Annotated in this window: 17 protein-coding genes; 4 read left to right on the forward strand and 13 right to left on the reverse strand. The window is 70.6% G+C overall.

What is annotated here, in order from left to right; translation table 11 throughout:
* The first annotated feature begins 136 nt into the window (after positions 1-136).
* Entirely contained in the window at positions 137-2,626 is a 2,490-nt protein-coding gene (locus AB852_RS06455) for a galactose oxidase family protein (protein WP_073784433.1), read from the forward strand.
* A 78-nt stretch (positions 2,627-2,704) separates the two neighbouring features.
* On the opposite strand, the gene AB852_RS06460 is transcribed toward AB852_RS06455, so the two are convergent.
* From AB852_RS06460 to AB852_RS06485, 7 genes are all read right to left on the reverse strand, one after another.
* Complete coding sequence (locus AB852_RS06460) at positions 2,705-3,310, reverse strand: lipoprotein (RefSeq protein ID WP_073784435.1); 606 nt, start codon at positions 3,308-3,310, stop codon at positions 2,705-2,707.
* Positions 3,311-3,372: 62 nt separating this feature from the next.
* The gene (locus AB852_RS06465; protein WP_073784437.1) at positions 3,373-4,158 is read right to left on the reverse strand and encodes a Mut7-C RNAse domain-containing protein; all 786 of its coding nucleotides are present in this window, start codon (positions 4,156-4,158) and stop codon (positions 3,373-3,375) included.
* 28 nt (positions 4,159-4,186) lie between these two features.
* Positions 4,187-4,408: a DUF397 domain-containing protein gene (locus AB852_RS06470; protein ID WP_073784439.1), complete on the reverse strand. Its 222-nt coding sequence runs from the start codon at positions 4,406-4,408 to the stop codon at positions 4,187-4,189.
* 7 nt (positions 4,409-4,415) lie between these two features.
* The gene (locus tag AB852_RS06475) at positions 4,416-4,796 is read right to left on the reverse strand and encodes a Scr1 family TA system antitoxin-like transcriptional regulator (protein ID WP_342748464.1); all 381 of its coding nucleotides are present in this window, start codon (positions 4,794-4,796) and stop codon (positions 4,416-4,418) included.
* 45 nt (positions 4,797-4,841) lie between these two features.
* Complete coding sequence (locus AB852_RS39560) at positions 4,842-5,000, reverse strand: hypothetical protein (RefSeq protein WP_178390941.1); 159 nt, start codon at positions 4,998-5,000, stop codon at positions 4,842-4,844.
* A 60-nt stretch (positions 5,001-5,060) separates the two neighbouring features.
* Entirely contained in the window at positions 5,061-5,273 is a 213-nt protein-coding gene (locus AB852_RS06480; RefSeq protein ID WP_073785533.1) for a DUF397 domain-containing protein, read from the reverse strand.
* Between the two features lie 5 nt (positions 5,274-5,278).
* A complete protein-coding gene (locus tag AB852_RS06485; protein ID WP_073784443.1) occupies positions 5,279-6,130 on the reverse strand; it encodes a helix-turn-helix domain-containing protein in 852 nt (283 codons plus the stop codon).
* A 199-nt stretch (positions 6,131-6,329) separates the two neighbouring features.
* Here AB852_RS06485 and AB852_RS06490 point away from each other — a divergent pair, with 199 nt between their 5' ends.
* Both AB852_RS06490 and AB852_RS06495 read left to right on the forward strand, forming a co-directional pair.
* Positions 6,330-6,755: an ATP-binding protein gene (locus tag AB852_RS06490; protein WP_073784445.1), complete on the forward strand. Its 426-nt coding sequence runs from the start codon at positions 6,330-6,332 to the stop codon at positions 6,753-6,755.
* Positions 6,756-6,832: 77 nt separating this feature from the next.
* Positions 6,833-7,792, forward strand: a complete 960-nt coding sequence (locus tag AB852_RS06495) for a LysR family transcriptional regulator (protein ID WP_073784447.1) — start codon at positions 6,833-6,835, stop codon at positions 7,790-7,792.
* A 67-nt stretch (positions 7,793-7,859) separates the two neighbouring features.
* Here AB852_RS06495 and AB852_RS06500 read toward each other — a convergent pair whose 3' ends face one another.
* The 4 genes from AB852_RS06500 to trhA form a co-directional block, all read right to left on the reverse strand.
* Positions 7,860-9,188, reverse strand: a complete 1,329-nt coding sequence (locus AB852_RS06500) for a fibronectin type III domain-containing protein (protein WP_073784449.1) — start codon at positions 9,186-9,188, stop codon at positions 7,860-7,862.
* Between the two features lie 116 nt (positions 9,189-9,304).
* The gene (locus tag AB852_RS06505; RefSeq protein ID WP_073785535.1) at positions 9,305-9,931 is read right to left on the reverse strand and encodes a TetR/AcrR family transcriptional regulator; all 627 of its coding nucleotides are present in this window, start codon (positions 9,929-9,931) and stop codon (positions 9,305-9,307) included.
* Positions 9,932-9,935: 4 nt separating this feature from the next.
* Positions 9,936-11,492, reverse strand: a complete 1,557-nt coding sequence (locus AB852_RS06510) for a DHA2 family efflux MFS transporter permease subunit (protein WP_073784451.1) — start codon at positions 11,490-11,492, stop codon at positions 9,936-9,938.
* 147 nt (positions 11,493-11,639) lie between these two features.
* Positions 11,640-12,296: a PAQR family membrane homeostasis protein TrhA gene (trhA, locus tag AB852_RS06515; RefSeq protein ID WP_073785537.1), complete on the reverse strand. Its 657-nt coding sequence runs from the start codon at positions 12,294-12,296 to the stop codon at positions 11,640-11,642.
* Between the two features lie 1,224 nt (positions 12,297-13,520).
* On the opposite strand from trhA, the gene AB852_RS06525 reads away from it, so the two are divergent.
* Complete coding sequence (locus AB852_RS06525) at positions 13,521-15,380, forward strand: phosphoenolpyruvate carboxykinase (GTP) (protein WP_073784455.1); 1,860 nt, start codon at positions 13,521-13,523, stop codon at positions 15,378-15,380.
* Between the two features lie 631 nt (positions 15,381-16,011).
* Here the strand turns inward: AB852_RS06525 and AB852_RS06530 are convergent.
* Both AB852_RS06530 and AB852_RS06535 read right to left on the reverse strand, forming a co-directional pair.
* The gene (locus AB852_RS06530; protein WP_073784457.1) at positions 16,012-16,494 is read right to left on the reverse strand and encodes an SCO4983 family protein; all 483 of its coding nucleotides are present in this window, start codon (positions 16,492-16,494) and stop codon (positions 16,012-16,014) included.
* 103 nt (positions 16,495-16,597) lie between these two features.
* Positions 16,598-17,416 (reverse strand): L,D-transpeptidase family protein, encoded by an 819-nt coding sequence (locus AB852_RS06535; RefSeq protein WP_079184330.1) that lies wholly within the window; start codon positions 17,414-17,416, stop codon positions 16,598-16,600.
* Positions 17,417-17,538: the final 122 nt, after the last annotated feature.

The following is a 17,538-nucleotide window of genomic DNA, read 5'->3' on the forward strand; positions in this document are numbered from 1 at the left end:
GACCGGCACCGTCACCGGCACCGAAGGCACCACCGGCACCGAGAACACCACCGGCACCGAAGGCATCGCCCCCACCGAGGACGCCCCCCACCCCCACGGAACGAGCCGCCCGGCCCAGCACGGAAGGCAGTAGCCCATGACCCTCATCCCCGCGCGCCTGAGGCCAGCCGGACGCGCCCGCTCCCCGAGACGGCGAAGAACCGCGCTCATCGGGGTGGCCGCCATGGTCGGCGGGCTGCTGCTCGCCGCGCCCCCGCCCGCGTCCGCCGCGAACCTCCTCACCAACCCCGGCTTCGAGACCGCGGGCGCGGCGGGTTCCGACATGCCGCACTGCTGGGCGAAGTCCGGCTGGGGCGACAACGACTTCACGTTCGAGACCGTCGCGGACGCGCACACCGGCACCAAGGCGATGAAGGTCGAACTGACCCGCCGCGCCGACGGCGACCGCAAGGCGATGATCACCGAGAACGCCGCCTGCGCCCCGAACGTCCAGCCGGGCAAGCAGTACGACCTGGGCTTCTGGTACAAGTCGACGACCCCGGACACCTCGGTGACGCTGTTCCGCCGGGACGCCACCGCCGGCTGGCAGTACTGGACGGATCTGCGGACCCTGCCGGTGGCCGCCGGGTACGAGCACGCCGAGGTACGCACCCCGGAGATCCCGCCGGGCACCGACCAGATCACCTGGGGCGTGTCCGTGTACGGCACGGGCTCCGTCACCACCGACGACTACACGATGCAGGATGTCACCGTCACCCCGCCGGACCCGGAGTGCACCGGGACCGCGCAGGAGTGCGCGGACGGCAAGTGGGAGGTGCTGCCGACGCAGAACCCGGTGCGCTCCATGCACTCCGTGGTCCTGCACAACGGCAAGGTGCTGCTGATCGCCGGTTCGGGCAACAGCGAGGAGATGTTCGAGGCGGGGACGTTCACCTCGGCGCTGTACGACCCGCAGGCGGGTACGTACACCACGATCCCCACGCCCAAGGACATGTTCTGCGCGGGCCACGTCCAGCTCAGGGACGGCCGGGTCCTCATCATGAGCGGCAACATGGCCTATCCGGCGGCGGACGGTTCCCACGGGTACAAGGGCTACAAGGACAGCTACGTCTTCGACCCGGCGACCGAGTCGTACGTGAAGACCAACGACATGAACGACGGCCACTGGTACCCGTCCGCGACCGCCCTCGGCAACGGCGACGTGCTCTCCTTCGGCGGGCTCAAGGAGGACTCCACCGGCTCGGTGACCGCCGAGCGCTGGTCGGCCGCCCAGAACCGCTGGCTGCCCACCTGGCAGGTCAACCAGACCTGGTCGTACTGGGGCCTGTACCCGTCGATGATCCTGATGCAGGACGGGCGTCTCTTCTACTCCGGCAGCCATGTCTTCGGCAACGGCACCCCCGGCACCGGCGCGTCGGTCTACGACTACGACGCCAACACCATCACCGATGTGCCGGGTCTCCAGAACAAGGACCAGCGCGACCAGTCGGCGAGCGTGCTGCTGCCGCCCGCGCAGGACCAGAAGGTCCTCACCCTCGGCGGCGGCAACATCGACTCCAATCCGGACGCCAACCGGCTCACCGACATCATCGACCTCAAGGACCCGAACCCCCGTTATGTCGCCGGGCCGCCGCTGCCGCAGGGCACCGTCGACCGGGGCGCCGGACAGGTCCCGCAGACCGGTGACCAGGGCAAGATGTATCTGTCGGCGGTCCTCCTCCCGGACGGCAAGGTCCTGGAGACCGGCGGCTCCCTGCACAACCGGGCGGACCCCGTGTACTCGGCGTCGATCTTCGACCCGGCGACGGAGACCTTCGACAAGGTCGCGACCGACCCGCAGGCCCGGGGCTACCACTCGTCGTCGTTCCTGCTGCCCGACGGCCGCGTGATGTCGACCGGCGACAACCCCGGCAACAACAGCTACAACCACAACGTGTCGATCTACACCCCGCCGTACCTCCTGAAGGGCCCGCGCCCGCAGATCACGTCGGTCATCGACACCGAGTGGAACTACGGGGACACCCAGCGGATCACCGTGGACCGTCCGATCGTCAAGGCCGAGCTGATCCGCCCGGCGGCGGTCACCCACTCCTCCGACCCCAACCAGCGGTTCGTGGACCTGCCCCTGACCGTCGACGGCAACAACATCGACCTGAACGTCACGAGCAACCCGAACCTCGCGCCGCCCGGCTGGTACATGCTGTTCGGCGTCGACGCGAACGGCGTTCCGTCGGTCGCGAAGTGGGTCCGGCTGGACGGCCCGGCGGCGATGAGCTCCACCGCGCGCCAGGGGGCGTCCGACAGCGGTCCGTCCGCGCACGTCCACGAGTTCGCGGACGAGCTCAAGGCGAAGCCGCGCGGCCCCGGCAAGAAGCGCTCCTCGCACGACGTGGGCCCCACGGTGTCCGGCTGCGACCGGCACTACGGCTCCGCCAATGTCTGTGTGCCGACCAACTTCCCGCCGGAGGTCAAGCGGACGACCGTGTCCCGCTGCGAGTGGCTCGCCCGCCACGACTACGGACGGCTGCGCGTCAACGGCAAGGACGACCCGCTGCGGCTCGACCCCAGCCGTGACGGCGTCGCCTGCGGAAAGGCGGACCTCCGCAGGCCCCGTGCGGGCCGCTGACCGGAACGTGTCGCGCTGAGGGTGAGGGGGGCCGTGTCGCGTACACGGCCCCCCTCGTCGCGCACACGACCCGGCGGCTCACCCCGACGGACGCACGGTCCGCTTCGCCAGCTCGTACGCGGTGCGCAGCCCCGCCTCGGCGTCGGCGCTCCCCCAGAGGTGGACGATGACGACACCCTTCCCCGTGCCCACGGCGAACGCCCGCGAACGGTTCGCCATGGCCTTCTCCGTCCCGCTCTTCTCGGCGTACACGACCTCCGCCCCCTTGAGCCCACCGGCCGCGAAGCCACTGTGGTCGGCCGTCACCGGCCGGAGGGTGAACCCGTCCACGAACTCCTTCAGCGCGCGTTCCGGGTCCTTCTCCGTCCCGCCCGCCCAGACGCGCAACAGCCCCGGGGTCCCGGCCGCGTTGCCGCTGATCTCGCAGACGAGGGATACGGTTCCCCGCGGGTTCGGAGCCGCCGAAGCGGCGTCGGTGGCGCCCGCCTCCCAGTCCTTCACCAGGTCGAACGAGACCGGCAGCGCGCAGGGGGAGCCCGCGCCCCCGACCGTGGCCTTCCCGCCGGTGGCCTCGTTCCCGGAGGACTTCTCCGCGTCCGACGCGCCGCCGCAGCCCGCGAGCAGCACGGTCAGCAGGGCGAGTGGAGCCGTGCCCCGGACGAAGCGTCTCGCTGCCTTGGCCATCGGAAGGTCCCCCTGGTACGCGTACGGATGAGGTGATCGTGGTCGATCGTGGACAAGGACGCTCAGTCGTGCGGGAGCGGTTCGGTTCCGGTCGTGGTCCGCGCGGCCCCGTCCGGCCCGAACTCGGCGAGCGCGTCGGCCACCATCCGCTCCAACTGGCTGTGATGGGCGCCCCGCCAGTAGACGTTGCCGCAGTCGGCGCACTGCGCGAACACGTCGTACGACCGCTGGGTGCCGTCTTCGAGCCGGTCCGCGACCTCGTCCCTGGTCGCCGCCCGGAGGGTTCCGTTGCACGCGGTGCACCGGGTCCACGGCCGCAGCCGGGGCGCGAACCGGTCCAGCACATCGCGCAGTTGCTCGTCCGGCCGGTCGCTGTACACATAGGCGCCCGCCCACGGTTCCCGGCGGCGCAGCAGTCCCCGGTCCCGGCTGAGCAGCACCCGCCGCTCGGCGGCCGACCGGGTGGCGAGCGCGGGGTCCCCGATGTCGACGGCCTCGTACGCGGTGTCGACCCCGAGTACGCGCATCCGCCGCGCCAGCGTCCCGAGGTGCACGTCCAGCAGGAACCGCAGCGGCGCCCCCGGTACGTCCTGCGGCCGGACGACGCCCCGCACCTCGACGGACTCCCCGCCCCGCGGCACGTACGACACGTCCACGTCCCGCCCCCCGACGACGAGCGAGCCCACCTCGGTCAGCGGCACCCCGAGCGACTCCACGACATGCCCGAGGCTGGACGTCCCGTCCACCTTGAGCCCGGTGGCCCCGCCCCGCCGCTTGTGCGGCACGAACAGGGCCAGCCCGGGGGCGACCTGGACGGTGATCTCGGCGGAGCCGGGGTGCGCGTTCACGGGGCCAGGATCTCACCGGCCCGACGACTCACCCCTCGGGGGGCGCCTCGGTGAAGTGGTCGAACTCGCCCGCCTTGATCCCGAGCAGGAAGGCGCGGAGCTTCTCGGGGGTGGTGGTGACGACGGTGCCGGGGGTGTCGCTCTCACGGAGGAGGACGGTGTCGCCCTCGGTGGCTATCTCGATGCACTGGCCGCCGTCGCCCCCGCTGGAGTGCGAGGACTTCTGCCACTGGATCTCGTCGTGCTTCATGGTCGTCTCACATCTCCTTGGCGATCGCGTGGATCAATGACCGTGAATCGCTGCTGTCGAGCGCGACGTCTCGCATGGCCTTGACAAGTGCACGATACGTTTCGAGCTGGGCAATGGCATCCAGGAAGGCCACGTCGAAGGCGTTGTTGACCTGAACCGTGTCCAGTTGCGGCACGGGACCGCCCGCCAAGGTGAAGGGCTGGACGGATGAGGTGACCGTCGGCGCCGTGAAGGGGGTGACACGGATCGTCACGTTCTCCCGGTGGGACACCGCCGCGAGCGAGGCAAGCTGTTCGCGCATGACCTTTAGGCGCTTGTGTCGGCTACGCGACGCCAATTCAGCTCGGAAAACTTCGGGTTCGGGCGGTACAGGCCGATCAAGCACCACCAGGCTTCGTAGCTGGTGGTAAGAACGGCCGCTCGTTGATCGCTCCTAGGGAGAGGGCGGCGGCGTTTCCCTGCGTCGGTAGCAGCCCGGGGCGATCAGCAGTTCCATGGAGCACAGGGACATGGCGTCGTCGGTTGCCGACTTCACCGAGCCGATGACCATGCCGATGCGTCTCTCGGCGGCACCCTGCCCCTCGTCCTGCATCCTGCGTGGTCGCGGTCCGGGTTCTGGCTCTACTGAGTCGCTTCTGAGGAAGGAGCCGGACTACGCTTCTGTAGGCGCCTCGGCGAAGTGGTCGAACTCGCCCGCCTTGATCCCGAGCAGGAAGGCGCGGAGCTTCTCGGGGGTGGTGGTGACGACGGTCCCGGGGGTGCCGCTCTCGCGGAGGAGGATTCCGTCAGGGGTGACAGCGATCTCCAGGCACTGGGTGTCCCCATTGCACAGCGATGACTTGGTCCACCGGATCTCTGGTTCCATCGCGCTCACAACTCCTGAATGACTTTGTGGATGAAATCGTTTGACTGGACAGGCGTTAGCGCGACGGCCGAGGCGCGCTCGATCAGCGCGCGGCACTGGACGAGCTGTGAATCTGCCGAAAGGAATTCGAGGCTGTACGCGTTGTCGACCTGGATGGTGTCAAGCCGAGGCACCGGTCCCCCTGCGTGCAGCAACGACTGGGCATAGCCGTGAAACGCGTCGATGTCGAAAGGGACAACTCGAATGGTGACCGAGGGGTTCTCCTGAACTTCCAAAAGATGCCGTAGCTGGGACCGGACGATATCCCGACTTCCGTAGCGCATCCGAAGGCCCGCTTCATGAACGACCGCGGTGAACGGGGTGGGATTCGTCCCGGAGAGGACTCGGCGTCGGGCCATCCGGTGCTCGATGTGCTGCTCGATCACATTCGGGGAGAGTTGGCAACTGCCGTTGACGAAGATGGAACGAGCGTAATCAGGTGTCTGGAGGAGTCCGGGCACCGCGAGCATCTGCATGCTCTGCAAGTACACGGCGTGATGTTCCATCTCTGAGATGTCCAGCATCGTCGGCGGCAATACGTCCTTGTACGCGGTCCACCAGCCCTTGGTGTGGTCGTCGGCCATCTTCGCGAGGGCGTCGACGTACGCCGTGTCCCGGGCCGAGTAGTGGGCCGCCAGGTGCCGTACCCGTTCGCCGCTGACGCCGTGGCGGCCCGACTCGATGTGGCTGACGCGCGGTCTCTCCCATCCGAGGGACGCGGCGGCCTGGGCGCTCGTCATGCCCGATGCCTCACGCAGCTTGCGCAGTTCCGCGCCGATCCGCGTCTGACGTGCCGTTGGCTGGCCTCTCGGCGGCACCCTGTTCCCTCGTCTCTCGTGGTCGTGGTCGGGGTTCCAACTCTGCCCGTGTCACTCCTCCGTGGGCAATCGCGGGCTCACTATTGTGCCGTATCACTAGTGAGTCCTACTGTCCGTGGTGCCCGCCGGATGTCCCGTCTCATGGGGAAGTGTCCGTCGGCGGGCCCGAGTCGGCCGTGAACGATCACCGGGAGAACGCATGTCCGCACCACCCCTCGACCCCCCACGCCACAGCTACCGCTTCACCGCTCCCAACACCGGGACGACCGTGAAGGTCACCCGGGACCTGGTCGGGGCGCTGCTCGTGACGAACGGGCACGGGGAGCTCACCGACACCGTGCGGCTGCTCGTCTCCGAGGTGGTGACCAATGTGCTCCAGCACACCGGTGCCGCGCTGCTGACCGTGGACGCGACGATCACCCCGGAGGCGGTGACCGTGCGGGTGACCGACCGGGAACCGGGACGGCGGCCCGTGCCGCCCCGGTCGTTCCCCGGGGACGCGGCCGAGGGCGGGCGGGGGCTCATGCTCGTGGACTGCCTGGCCGACCGGTGGGGGGTCAGTGTGAACGAGGGGTTCGACCCTGTCAGCAAGTCCGTGTGGTTCGCGCTGAACGGCAAGGGCTGACCGGAGCCGTCGCGGGGCCGGACAACCGGCTCCCGGGCGAGCCACAACCACCGGTTGGGCGCCCCTACGCTCGGGCGATGGATACCGAGGCAGTACGGACGTTCGTCCGCGCGGCCGAACTCGGACAGCTGCGGCACGCGGCGGACGAGCTCGGCGTCACCCAGCAGGCCGCGTCGAAACGGATCGCGGCCCTTGAACGCGAACTCGATGTGCGGCTCTTCGACCGGACCGCCCGGGGGGTCGAGCCGACACTGGACGGCCAGGTCTTCCTCCCGCACGCCCGGAACATCGTCACGGGTGCCGATCGTGCCGTCACCGCGATCAGACCGGGCTCGCGGGCCCTGCGGATCGACGTGCTCGGCCTGCGGTCCGCGCAGGCCGTCGTCCTGCACGACTACTGGCGGTCACACCCCGGGACCGACCTCGACGTGGTGACGCTCAGGGCCGACGATCCGCGTGTGGTGGTCGCCGCCGTCGAGGCGGGCGAGCTCGACGCCGCGTTCCGCTCGGTCACCGACCCGGCCGCGCTGCCGCGCGAGGTGCGGATGATCCACGCGTTCGGCTCCCCGCTGGAACTCCTGGTCGGCCCGCGCCACCCGCTCGCCGCCGCGCGCACCCTGACCCCGGCGCAGTTGCGCAAGCACCGGATCTGGGTACCGGGCATCGTGCCGCGCAGCGAGTGGTCGGACTTCTACGACCAGCTCGCCACGGAGTTCGATCTCCGGATCGACGCCGCAGGACCGAACTTCGGCAACGAGGTGCTTCTCGACATCCTCGCTGACTCCTCGGACGTGGCCACCTTCGTGGGCTCGCGTGACCGCTACCTCTGGCCGCCCGGCCACGACCTGCGACGTATCCCGATCGTGAACCCGGCGCTCGTCTACCCGCTCTCGTTCATGCACCTGCGGGCGAACCCCCACCCCGGACTCCGCCCGGTCATCGAGCACTTCGCGACCCTGCCACCCCTCCCCGAACCGGCGTGGCTACCGTCCTGGGCCCGGGCGCCACGCCGCGACGAGGAGACTCCCCGGCCCTGACGGCCCACCGTCCCCGCTGGGAAGGGACGGCCGCGGGCCGGCCGGGACCGTGCGGAGCGGGTCCGCCTCACTCCTCGGGCAGCGGCGGCGGTTCGATCACGTCGACGTGGGAGAACGTCTCGCCGCTGTCGAAACGGGAGTTGCCCGCTTCGTCCACCGCGACCACGGCCCAGCGGACGGGCCCGCCCTGGGGATCGTAGACCTCCTGGTGGTAGCCGCGGTACGGATCGTCGTCCCACGCGTAGTGGCCGACATCGCTCCACCGTTCGTACTGCCACACCCCGTCCACGAGCAGACCGCGGTAGACGCTGTAGTGGCTGACATCGTCCTCCGGGCTCCGTGCCCAGTACAGCAGGATCTCGTAGCCGTCCATCACCCCCGTCAGTTCCTCGACGGCCGCCGGGGCCAGCCCGGTGGACGGCGCGGTACCCGGGGCAGGAGCCGACGGGGCGGACGGGTGGCCCGCACGGTCCACGGTGGTCATCGTGTACGTGTACGAGGTGCCGTGCTTGACCCCGGTGTCGATGAAGGATGTCTGACGGACGGAGACCTCGTCGACGAGTCGGCCGTTCCGGTGGATCAGGTACTTCGACAGGTCGTACGCGATCGGCGAAGTCGGCGCTTTCCATGTCAGCTTGATGCCGGTCGGGTGCGGCGCGGCCTTCAGCGTGGTGGGTGCCGAGGGCGCTTGGTCGCCGCGTGAGATGAACCTGGGCGCCGACTTCGCGGAGGCGTTGCCGCCGGCGTCCACCGCCGTCACCCAGTAGCTGTAGTCCAGGTTCTCCTTGATCGTGGTGTCACGCCACGTCGGGGAGGTCACCGTCGCCATCTTCAGTACGGGATTGCCCTCGCCGTCGTACTCCCAGCGGCGGTGCACGACATAGGACTTCGCGCCGGGCACCGTCTTCCAGGCCACCGTGATGCCCGGCTGGCTGTTCTTCGCGGTGACCCCCGAGGGCTTGCCCGGAGGCGTCCTGTCGACGCTGGTGACGGCACGGTCGGTGCTGCCCTTGGAGGTGTTGCCCGACCTGTCGTAGGCACGGATCTCGTAGTAGTAGGTGGCGCCGGTGGCGGGCGGGCTGTCGGTGTGGGACCTCGTCTTCGTGGTGACCAGCTTCGTCCAACTGGTGCTGCCCTTGACGCGCCGGTACACCCGGTAGCCCGAGAGATCCCGCTCCCGGTTCGCGGACCAGGTCACCTTCGCCTTGCGGGTCGAGGTGCTGTACGTCGCCTTGACGCCGGTGGGAGCGGCGGGCTTGACGGTGTCACGGCCCGCCGCCGCGAAGCGGGACGTGGCGAGCGCTCCGTCGGCGGCGGCAGGGGTCGCCACGAGGAGCGGGACCACCGTGCAGGCACAGAGCACGACGGCGACGGGCACGCCTCTGTAGGGGTTCATGTGTTCCTTCGGTCCTGATGATGGGCGGCCGGGAAGAGGGCGCCGGTCATCAGGACCGTTGTGCGGGGCGCTTGGTTGTACCCTCGGCCGTCCTCTCGGGACGGCCGGTACGCGGGTCAGCCCGGCAGGCCCCCGTCGATCGTCGTCAGGGCGCGGTCCACCAGGGTCCTGATGTCGTCGCGGTAGTCGGTCTCCGCCCAGTACAGGGACGCCTCGTGCAGGGCGGCGAGGATGCTCATCGCGTAGACCCGGACCTCCAGGGTCTCCTCGTCCAGCCCCGCGCGCTCCGCGATCACCCGGCACAGCATGCGGCCGGTGACGGACATGCTCTCCAGGGTCCGGGCGCGGACCGCCGGGACCTCGGCCATCAGCCGCATCCGGACCTTCGTGGTCTCCGGCTCCGTACGCAGCGCGAGTTCCAGCGCCTGGGCGAGGATCGCGCGCAGCGACTCCAGGAACGGCTCCTCGGCCGGCCGGGCCCGCAGCACGCCCTCCAGGACGGCGTCGTACTCGTCGGTGAGCACGATGTCCTCCTTGGTGGGGAAGTACCGGAACACAGTGCTGGGGGAGACCTCCGCCGCCTCCGCGATCTGTTCGACCGTCGTCGCCTCGTACCCCTGCTCCGCGATGAGCCGGTAGGTGGCCTCCCGGATCGCGATCCGGGTCCTCAGCTTCTTGCGCTCGCGGAGCCCGAGCTGTGACGGGTCCACCGGCGGGAACGACGGCTGCGTGGTGACGGACATACCCTCATTGTCGGCCATCGGGCGGGTCGGCGGGGCCGCCCGGGAGGCTTCCGCCCGGCTCCGGGCGGGCCGGGAGCAGGGCGAGCGCGGCCAGCGCGGTCAGCAGCGCGGCGACCGCGCAGACGACCAGGATCACGCCCATGCCCTGGACGTACGCGGTGTCCGCCGCCGACGCGAGCCCGGGCTCGCCGAGCCGTTCCGCGACGAGATGCGCGGCCACCACCGACTCCCGCGCGGTGTCCGCGTCCCCGGCCGCCAGAGCGCCCGTGGCCAGCCGGTCCGCGTAGCGGCCCGCCAGCAGCGAGCCCAGCAGCGCGATCCCGAGGGCGCTGCCCATCTGCCGTACGGTCATCAGCAGGCCCGAGCCGCTGCCCGCCCGCTCCGGCGGCAGGGTGCCCAACGCCGTGTCCATCGCCGGGACCACCGCGAAACCGAAGCCCAGTCCGGCGAGCGACAGCCACAGCGCCACGAACCCGTACGCCGAGCCCGCCTCCGTACGGCTGCCGAGGAGCGCGGCGAACGACAGCACCACCAGGCCCCCGCCGATCGCCGCGCGCGGCCCGTACCGCGCCACCACCGGGGCCGACGCCTTCGCCGCGACGAGCAGTCCGCCCATCAGCGGCAGCATCCGCACCCCGGTGCCCAGCGCGTCGTTGCCTAGGACGGTCTGGAGGTACGGCGGCAGCACGAACATCAGGCCCGACAGGACGAACATGACCAGCGTCGCGGTCAGCGTGTTGAGGAGGAAGTCGCGCCGGGCGAGCAGCGTGAGGTCCAGCATCGGACGGGCCGCCTTGCGCTCACGGAGCACCAGCGCGGTGATCAGCGCGGTGCCGCCGAGCAGGGACCCGAGGGTGGACGGGTCCGCCCAGCCCCGGTGCGGGGCCTCGATCACCGCGTACACCAGGGTGCCGAGCCCGGTCACCGTCAGCGCGGCGGACACGGGGTCCACCCGTGGCGCGTGCGGGTCCCGGGTCTCCGGGAGCAGCAGCAGACAGGCGACGATCCCGATCAGCGCCATCGGGATGTTGATCAGGAAGACCGAGCCCCACCAGAAGTGGTCGAGGAGCCAGCCGCCGACGATCGGGCCGAGCGGCAGCCCCAGCGCGGACGCGGCCGACACCGCGGCGATGGCCTTGGTCCGCTCGTCGGGGGCGAACAGCGACGGCAGGACGGACAGGCTCAGCGGCATCACGAGAGCCGCGCCGACGCCCATCGCCGCGCGGGCCGCGACGACCGTGGCGACGTCGTCCGCGAGCGCGCCCGCCACGGAGCCCAGCAGGAACAGCACCAGTCCCGCGATCAGCGCGCGGCGGCGTCCGAAGCGGTCGCCGAGGAGCCCGGCGGGCAGCATCAGCGCCGCGAGGACGACCACGTACGCGTCGGCCGTCCACTGCTGCTCGCCCGTGGTGGCACCGAGCTCTCCGGCGATCGTCGGCAGCGCGACATTCAGGATCGTGAGATCGAATCCGAGCACCAGCAGACACGCGACCAGGGCCCCGAGGGCCCACCAGCGGCGGGGGTCCCGCCGCATCTCCAGCTCTGAAGTGACAGCAACCATGAAATGACAGTAACCTTTAAGTGGGAGTCGCTGTCAATTGTTAGTCGGGTCGGGTCGGATGGTGGGGTGGGGGCAACGAAAAGGTGGCCGTGACCCTCAGGTCACGGCCACCTCGGCCGAATATGTGTCCGCCGCCGCCCGGGGCGGTCAGCCGTGCCGGTACGCCACCAGCGAGATGCCCACGTAGTGCACGACGAACGCGGCGAGCGTGAGCGAGTGGAAGACCTCGTGGAAGCCGAACCAGCGGGGGGAGGGGTTCGGGCGCTTGATCCCGTAGATCACACCGCCCGCGCTGTAGAGGAGCCCGCCGACGATCACCAGGACGAGGACGGCGATGCCGCCCGTGCGCAGGAAGTCCGGCAGGAAGAAGACCGCGGCCCAGCCCATCGCGATGTAACAGGGGGTGTAGAGCCAGCGGGGGGCGCCCACCCAGAACACCCGGAAGACGATCCCGGCCGCGGCCGCCGCCCAGACGCTCCACAGCAGCCACTGCCCCTTCGCGCCGGGCAGGAGCAGCATGGTCAGGGGCGTATAGGTGCCCGCGATGATCAGGAAGATGTTGGCGTGGTCGAGGCGGCGCAGGACACCGCCCGCGCGGGGGCCCCAGTCGCCCCGGTGGTACAGGGCGCTGACGCCGAACAGGAGGCAGGCCGTCAGGACGAAGATCCCGCACGCGACGCGGCCCCGGGTGGAGTCCGCGAGGGCGGTCAGGAACAGTCCGGAGACGAGGACCGCGGGGAACATGCCCGCGTGGAGCCAGCCCCGCAGCTTGGGTTTGACCTCTTCGCGCAGGACGGTGGCCATCGCTTCGATCGGGCCGTCGGCGGAGGTGTCCGCGGTGGCGGTGCCGCCCTGCGGGTCGTTCTGCGGGATGCCGGCCAAGGCGATGCCTTCCTGCGCGGTGCCTGCCGTGGCGGGGCCTTGTGGGGTGGTGACCGCCCCGGCGGTCAGCCGGGGGGCCGGGAGGACCGGGGAGTCCGGGAGTGCGTCGGGGACGGGCGCAGTCATGCCCGGCATCGTACCTACGGCCCCGTAAGTACAGCGCAAGTGGTCAGGCCCGGTCACCTTTCCGGGTGCCCGTCAGTACGGCTCGCCTTCGCTCGCGCCCCCGGGGTTCCACACCTGCCCGTACTTGTCCCGTGCGGGTACGTCCGTGGGTGCGCAGTTCCCCGCGCCCCTGGATGCTGCCCCGCCCGGCTGTTCGTCGTCTGCGGGCGCGTCCTCGCGTTTCGCGCAGTTCCCCGCGCCCCTGGATGCTGCCCCTTCGGGTTGTCCTTCGGGTGCGGGCCGGTCCTCGTCTTCGCGCAGTTCCCCGCGCCCCTTCGGCGGCGCCCCGAGTGACCGACTTCACGTCCGCACCCCTCTACAAGGTTGACGCCCCACCCCTTCATCGGCCACCCGGAGCCGCCCCCCAAAGGGGCGTGAGGAACCGCGCACCCCCGGCCAACCGCCACAGGAACAAGTCGGCCCACGAACGAGTACCCAGGGGCGCGAGGAACCGCGCACCCACGAACGACCCGCACAGGAACAAGTCGGCCCAGGTGTGGAACCTAAGGGGCGCGAGGAACTGCGCACCCCTGAACGACCCGCACGGGAACAGGTACGCCCAGGTGTGGAACCCAAGGGGCGCGGGGAACTGGGCACCCCCGGACGACCCGCACAGGAACAAGTCGGCCCAGGTGTGGAACCCAAGGGGCGCGAGGAACCGCGCACCCCCGGACGACCCGCACGGGAACGGGTACGCCCAGGTGTGGAACCCCGGAGGCGCAAGCGAAGGCGACCCGCAGGGACAGGCGCCCCCAGCCGGGGAAGACCTCGGAAGCGCAAAGCGAAGGCGCCCCGTGGGGAGAGTCACGCCGCTCACCTGTGAGGCCCTCTGGACATATGGGCGCAACCGTCGGATGATCAAATGAGTGCGGACGGCACCGGATGAGCGCCGGGGCGCGGGCTTCTCGGCCCGCACCATGAAGCATCCGGGTCGCGGCCCCCAAGGGGCAGAAAACAACAAACCCCCATTTAGGAGCAATCGTGGCGCGCGACATCGCGGCTCCCACCACCAGCACGACCACCCGTACGGACACCGGCGTCCCCACCACCCACCAGGGCCTCATCACCTGGGTGAACGAGATCGCCGAACTGACCCAGCCCGACAAGGTCGTCTGGTGCGACGGATCGGAAGCCGAGTACGAGCGCCTGTGCGAGGAGCTCGTCGCCAAGGGCACCTTCCGCAAGCTCGACCCGGTCAAGCGTCCGAACTCCTACTACGCCGCGTCCGACCCGACGGACGTCGCCCGCGTCGAGGACCGCACCTTCATCTGCTCCGCGAAGGAGGAGGACGCGGGCCCGACCAACCACTGGAAGGCCCCCGCCGAGATGCGGGAGATCTTCCAGGGCGAGGAAGGCCGCGGCGGCATCTTCCGCGGCTCGATGCGCGGCCGCACCCTGTACGTCGTCCCGTTCTGCATGGGTCCCCTCGGCTCCCCCCTGTCCGCCCTGGGCGTGGAGCTCACCGACTCCGCGTACGTCGCCGTCGCGATGCGCACCATGACCCGGATGGGACAGCCCGTCCTCGACGAGCTCGGCTCCGACGGCTTCTTCGTCAAGGCCGTCCACACCCTCGGCGCGCCCCTCGCACAGGGCGAGGCCGACGTCCCGTGGCCGTGCAGCAGCACCAAGTACATCTCGCACTTCCCCGAGGACCGGGAGATCTGGTCGTACGGCTCCGGATACGGCGGCAACGCCCTGCTCGGCAAGAAGTGCTACGCGCTGCGCATCGCCTCCGTGATGGCCCGCGACGAAGGCTGGCTCGCGGAGCACATGCTGATCCTCAAGCTGACCCCGCCGCAGGGCGAGGCCCGCTACGTCGCCGCCGCGTTCCCCTCCGCCTGCGGCAAGACGAACCTCGCGATGCTGGAGCCCACCATCAAGGGCTGGACCGTCGAGACCATCGGCGACGACATCGCGTGGATGCGCTTCGGCGAGGACGGCCAGCTGTACGCGATCAACCCCGAGGCCGGGTTCTTCGGCGTCGCCCCCGGCACCGGTGAGCACACCAACGCCAACGCGATGAAGACCCTGTGGGGCAACTCCGTCTTCACCAATGTCGCCCTCACCGACGACAACGACATCTGGTGGGAGGGGATGACCGAGGACACCCCGGCGCACCTCACCGACTGGAAGGGCAACGACTGGACGCCGGAGTCCGGCACCCCGGCCGCGCACCCCAACGCCCGCTTCACCGTCCCCGCGGCCCAGTGCCCGACCATCGCGCCCGAGTGGGAGGACCCCAAGGGCGTCCCGATCTCCGCGATCCTCTTCGGCGGCCGGCGCGCCAGCGCGGTCCCGCTGGTGACCGAGTCCCTCGACTGGAACCACGGTGTCTTCCTCGGCGCGAACGTCGCCTCCGAGAAGACCGCCGCCGCCGAGGGCAAGGTGGGCGAGCTGCGCCGCGACCCGTTCGCGATGCTGCCGTTCTGCGGCTACAACATGGGCGACTACATGGCCCACTGGGTGAACGTCGCCAAGGACAAGGACCCGGCGAAGCTGCCGCGGATCTACTACGTCAACTGGTTCCGCAAGGACGCCGCCGGCCGCTTCGTGTGGCCCGGGTTCGGCGAGAACAGCCGGGTCCTGAAGTGGATCGTCGAGCGGCTGGACGGCACGGCGGAGGGGGTCGGTACGCCCATCGGCGTCCTGCCGACCAAGGCCGCCCTGGACACCGACGGCCTCGACCTCTCCGACGCCGACCTGGACTTCCTGCTGACGGTCGACAAGGAGGTCTGGCGCGAGGAGGCCGCGCTGGTGCCCGAGCACCTCAACACCTTCGGTGACCACACCCCGAAGGAGCTGTGGGACGAGTACCGGTCCCTGGTCCAGCGTCTCGGCTGAGGCCGTCCCGATCGGACCGGGCCTGTTCCCGACCTGACCGGGCCCGGACCCGTACCCGTCCAATGACGTACGGGTACACACAGCAAGGCCCTCGCGGGACCGTCACGACCCGCGAGGGCCTTCTGTGCGTGGGCGCGGCCCGTGGTTCCCTGTGCTGGACGTACTGGTCCCCGCGGGTCGCCTTCGCTTGCGCTTCCGAGGTCTGTCCGGGTGGACGCCCTTCGTTCCTGTGCCGTCGCTCGTGGGGTGCGCAGTTCCCCGCGCCCCTTTGGGGCGCGTCCGGTCGGTTCTTCGGGTCGGGGCCGGTCGGGATTCTCCGTCCTCGCTCCAACGCGCTCGGTCGGACGTCCCTCTTGTCCTGCTGAAGAGCATCGGAGTCTGCGGGCAGAGATTCCCGCCCACCCCCTCCCGCAGCAGCGCGAGTCCGCGAGGAGGATGGTGAACAACAACAGCAAGGGGCTGAGGCGCCCCCAAAGGGGCGCGGGGAACTGCGCACCCACGGACATACCCGCACAGGAACAAGTACGTCCAGGTGTGGAACCCCAGGGGCGCGGGGAACTGCGCACCCCATGAGCGACCCGCACCGGGACAAGTTCGCCCAGTACAGGAAACCCGGGACCGACGGGGACCGTCAGTGCGTCGGGGACAGCTTGTGCCGCCGGGCCCCACGCCGCGCACCGCCGGACGCCAGCTCGGGACTCCGCTCCGCGGCGGAACCCCGCACGGCGACGGCGTGCGCGTCCATCCGCTCCGCCGCGAGAATCGCCACAGTCGTGTCGGCCCGCGACGCCGCGACGACCAGCGCACGCCCCGCGAGGGCGTGCGCACGCTGATGCAGCGCCCCGAGCCCCGGTTCGTGCACGGCTCCGGCGTCCGCCGCCCGGACCGGCGCACCGCCCCCGCGCAAGCGGGACACCTGCTCCGCGAGCCGTTCGGCCGCCTCGTCGAGATCCGGGCCGGGGCTGAGGACACGCAGCTCGTCGGTGACGGCGAGCAGCGCGGCGAGATGCCCGGCGAGCTGGATGTCCAGCTCCTCCTCGCGCGAGCGGTGGGGGTAGTCCGCGGCGGTGCCGGTCGTGGTGTGGACCGACTTGGTGCGGATCGGCTCGTACATGGACGGCCTCCTCTGCTGTGACGAACCCATCCTACCTTGGAACTCGTCTAAAGTTGAGCGAAGTCCCAGGAAGGGGCGTCATTCCGCCCGCCGCCGCGGATACTCAGTCCGCGGTGCCCGGTTTGGTGCCCCAGACGAAGATCGCGTCGTCGACGTCCAGCAGGTCCCACAGGTCCCGCGCGTCCGACAGCCGCAGATTCACGCACCCCGCGGAGCCGCCTCCGTCGAACAGGTCGTCGGGACGGCCGTGCAGCGCCTGGCCGCCGTCGAAGAACTGCGCGTACGGCATCGGTGCGTCGTTGTACTCGGTGGAGACATGGTCGATGTCCCGCCAGTAGATGGCGTGCCACCCGGGCCGGGTCTCCTCGTCGTCGCGCCCGGTCCGGATCGGTACGGGGTCGAAGACCACCTCGCCGTCGGTCTGCGTCCACAGGATCTGCCGGTCGAGGTCGACGCACGTCACGCTGTACGAGCGGTCGGGGCACATCCGTTCCGCGTTCGGATTGCCGCGGGCGTCCACGGCCGTCATCGTGCGGTAGGTGACGAGGTTCGCGTAGCCGTCGGCCGGGGTGATCGCCTCGGAGGTCTGGAAGGCGCGGATCGCCGCGCAGTCCTCCGGCGACTGGACCCCGTCCACGGGCCGCCTCAGATACCCCTCCAGCTCCCGCTGGTAGGGCCCGGTGGACGACACGCACTCGTCGCCCGCCGCCCGGCCGCGGTCCTCCCCGGCCCCGACGGCCGCCGGGGGCGCCACCGCGAGCAGCAGCCCCGCGCCCACCGCCACCGCCCCCGCCCGTTTCCGCGCACCCGGGGCCCTGACCGCACCACCGCCCCCGGATACCGCGCCGCCCCCGGCCGCCGCCGTACCGTCCGCCCCGCCCCGCGTGCCGTGCGTGCCGCGTATGCCGCTGTCCCCGGTCATCGAATGTCTCCGTTCGTCGGGTCCTCCCAGAGGTACCAGCAGCCGTTGCCGGGCGCCGGGGGGATTGGGCCGATGCAGTGAGGCCGGGGGCCGCGTGTGCGGTCCCCGGCCTCATCGTTGTG

Origin of the sequence: Streptomyces uncialis (assembly GCF_001905345.1) — a bacterium.
Taxonomy (GTDB): Bacteria; Actinomycetota; Actinomycetes; order Streptomycetales; family Streptomycetaceae; genus Streptomyces; species Streptomyces uncialis.

What these genes read in the sequence shown, in the direction of transcription:
- AB852_RS06480 (WP_073785533.1), bottom strand. Translation starts at nt 5,273, where the DNA reads ATGGAACCAGAGATCCGGTGGACCAAGTCATCGCTGTGCAATGGGGAC.
- AB852_RS06490 (WP_073784445.1), top strand. Translation starts at nt 6,330, where the DNA reads ATGTCCGCACCACCCCTCGACCCCCCACGCCACAGCTACCGCTTCACC.
- AB852_RS06470 (WP_073784439.1), bottom strand. Translation starts at nt 4,408, where the DNA reads ATGAAGCACGACGAGATCCAGTGGCAGAAGTCCTCGCACTCCAGCGGG.
- AB852_RS06510 (WP_073784451.1), bottom strand. Translation starts at nt 11,492, where the DNA reads ATGGTTGCTGTCACTTCAGAGCTGGAGATGCGGCGGGACCCCCGCCGC.
- trhA (WP_073785537.1), bottom strand. Translation starts at nt 12,296, where the DNA reads ATGGCCACCGTCCTGCGCGAAGAGGTCAAACCCAAGCTGCGGGGCTGG.
- AB852_RS06455 (WP_073784433.1), top strand. Translation starts at nt 137, where the DNA reads ATGACCCTCATCCCCGCGCGCCTGAGGCCAGCCGGACGCGCCCGCTCC.
- AB852_RS39560 (WP_178390941.1), bottom strand. Translation starts at nt 5,000, where the DNA reads ATGCAGGACGAGGGGCAGGGTGCCGCCGAGAGACGCATCGGCATGGTC.
- AB852_RS06500 (WP_073784449.1), bottom strand. Translation starts at nt 9,188, where the DNA reads ATGAACCCCTACAGAGGCGTGCCCGTCGCCGTCGTGCTCTGTGCCTGC.
- AB852_RS06460 (WP_073784435.1), bottom strand. Translation starts at nt 3,310, where the DNA reads ATGGCCAAGGCAGCGAGACGCTTCGTCCGGGGCACGGCTCCACTCGCC.
- AB852_RS06495 (WP_073784447.1), top strand. Translation starts at nt 6,833, where the DNA reads ATGGATACCGAGGCAGTACGGACGTTCGTCCGCGCGGCCGAACTCGGA.
- AB852_RS06505 (WP_073785535.1), bottom strand. Translation starts at nt 9,931, where the DNA reads ATGTCCGTCACCACGCAGCCGTCGTTCCCGCCGGTGGACCCGTCACAG.
- AB852_RS06530 (WP_073784457.1), bottom strand. Translation starts at nt 16,494, where the DNA reads ATGTACGAGCCGATCCGCACCAAGTCGGTCCACACCACGACCGGCACC.
- AB852_RS06535 (WP_079184330.1), bottom strand. Translation starts at nt 17,416, where the DNA reads ATGACCGGGGACAGCGGCATACGCGGCACGCACGGCACGCGGGGCGGG.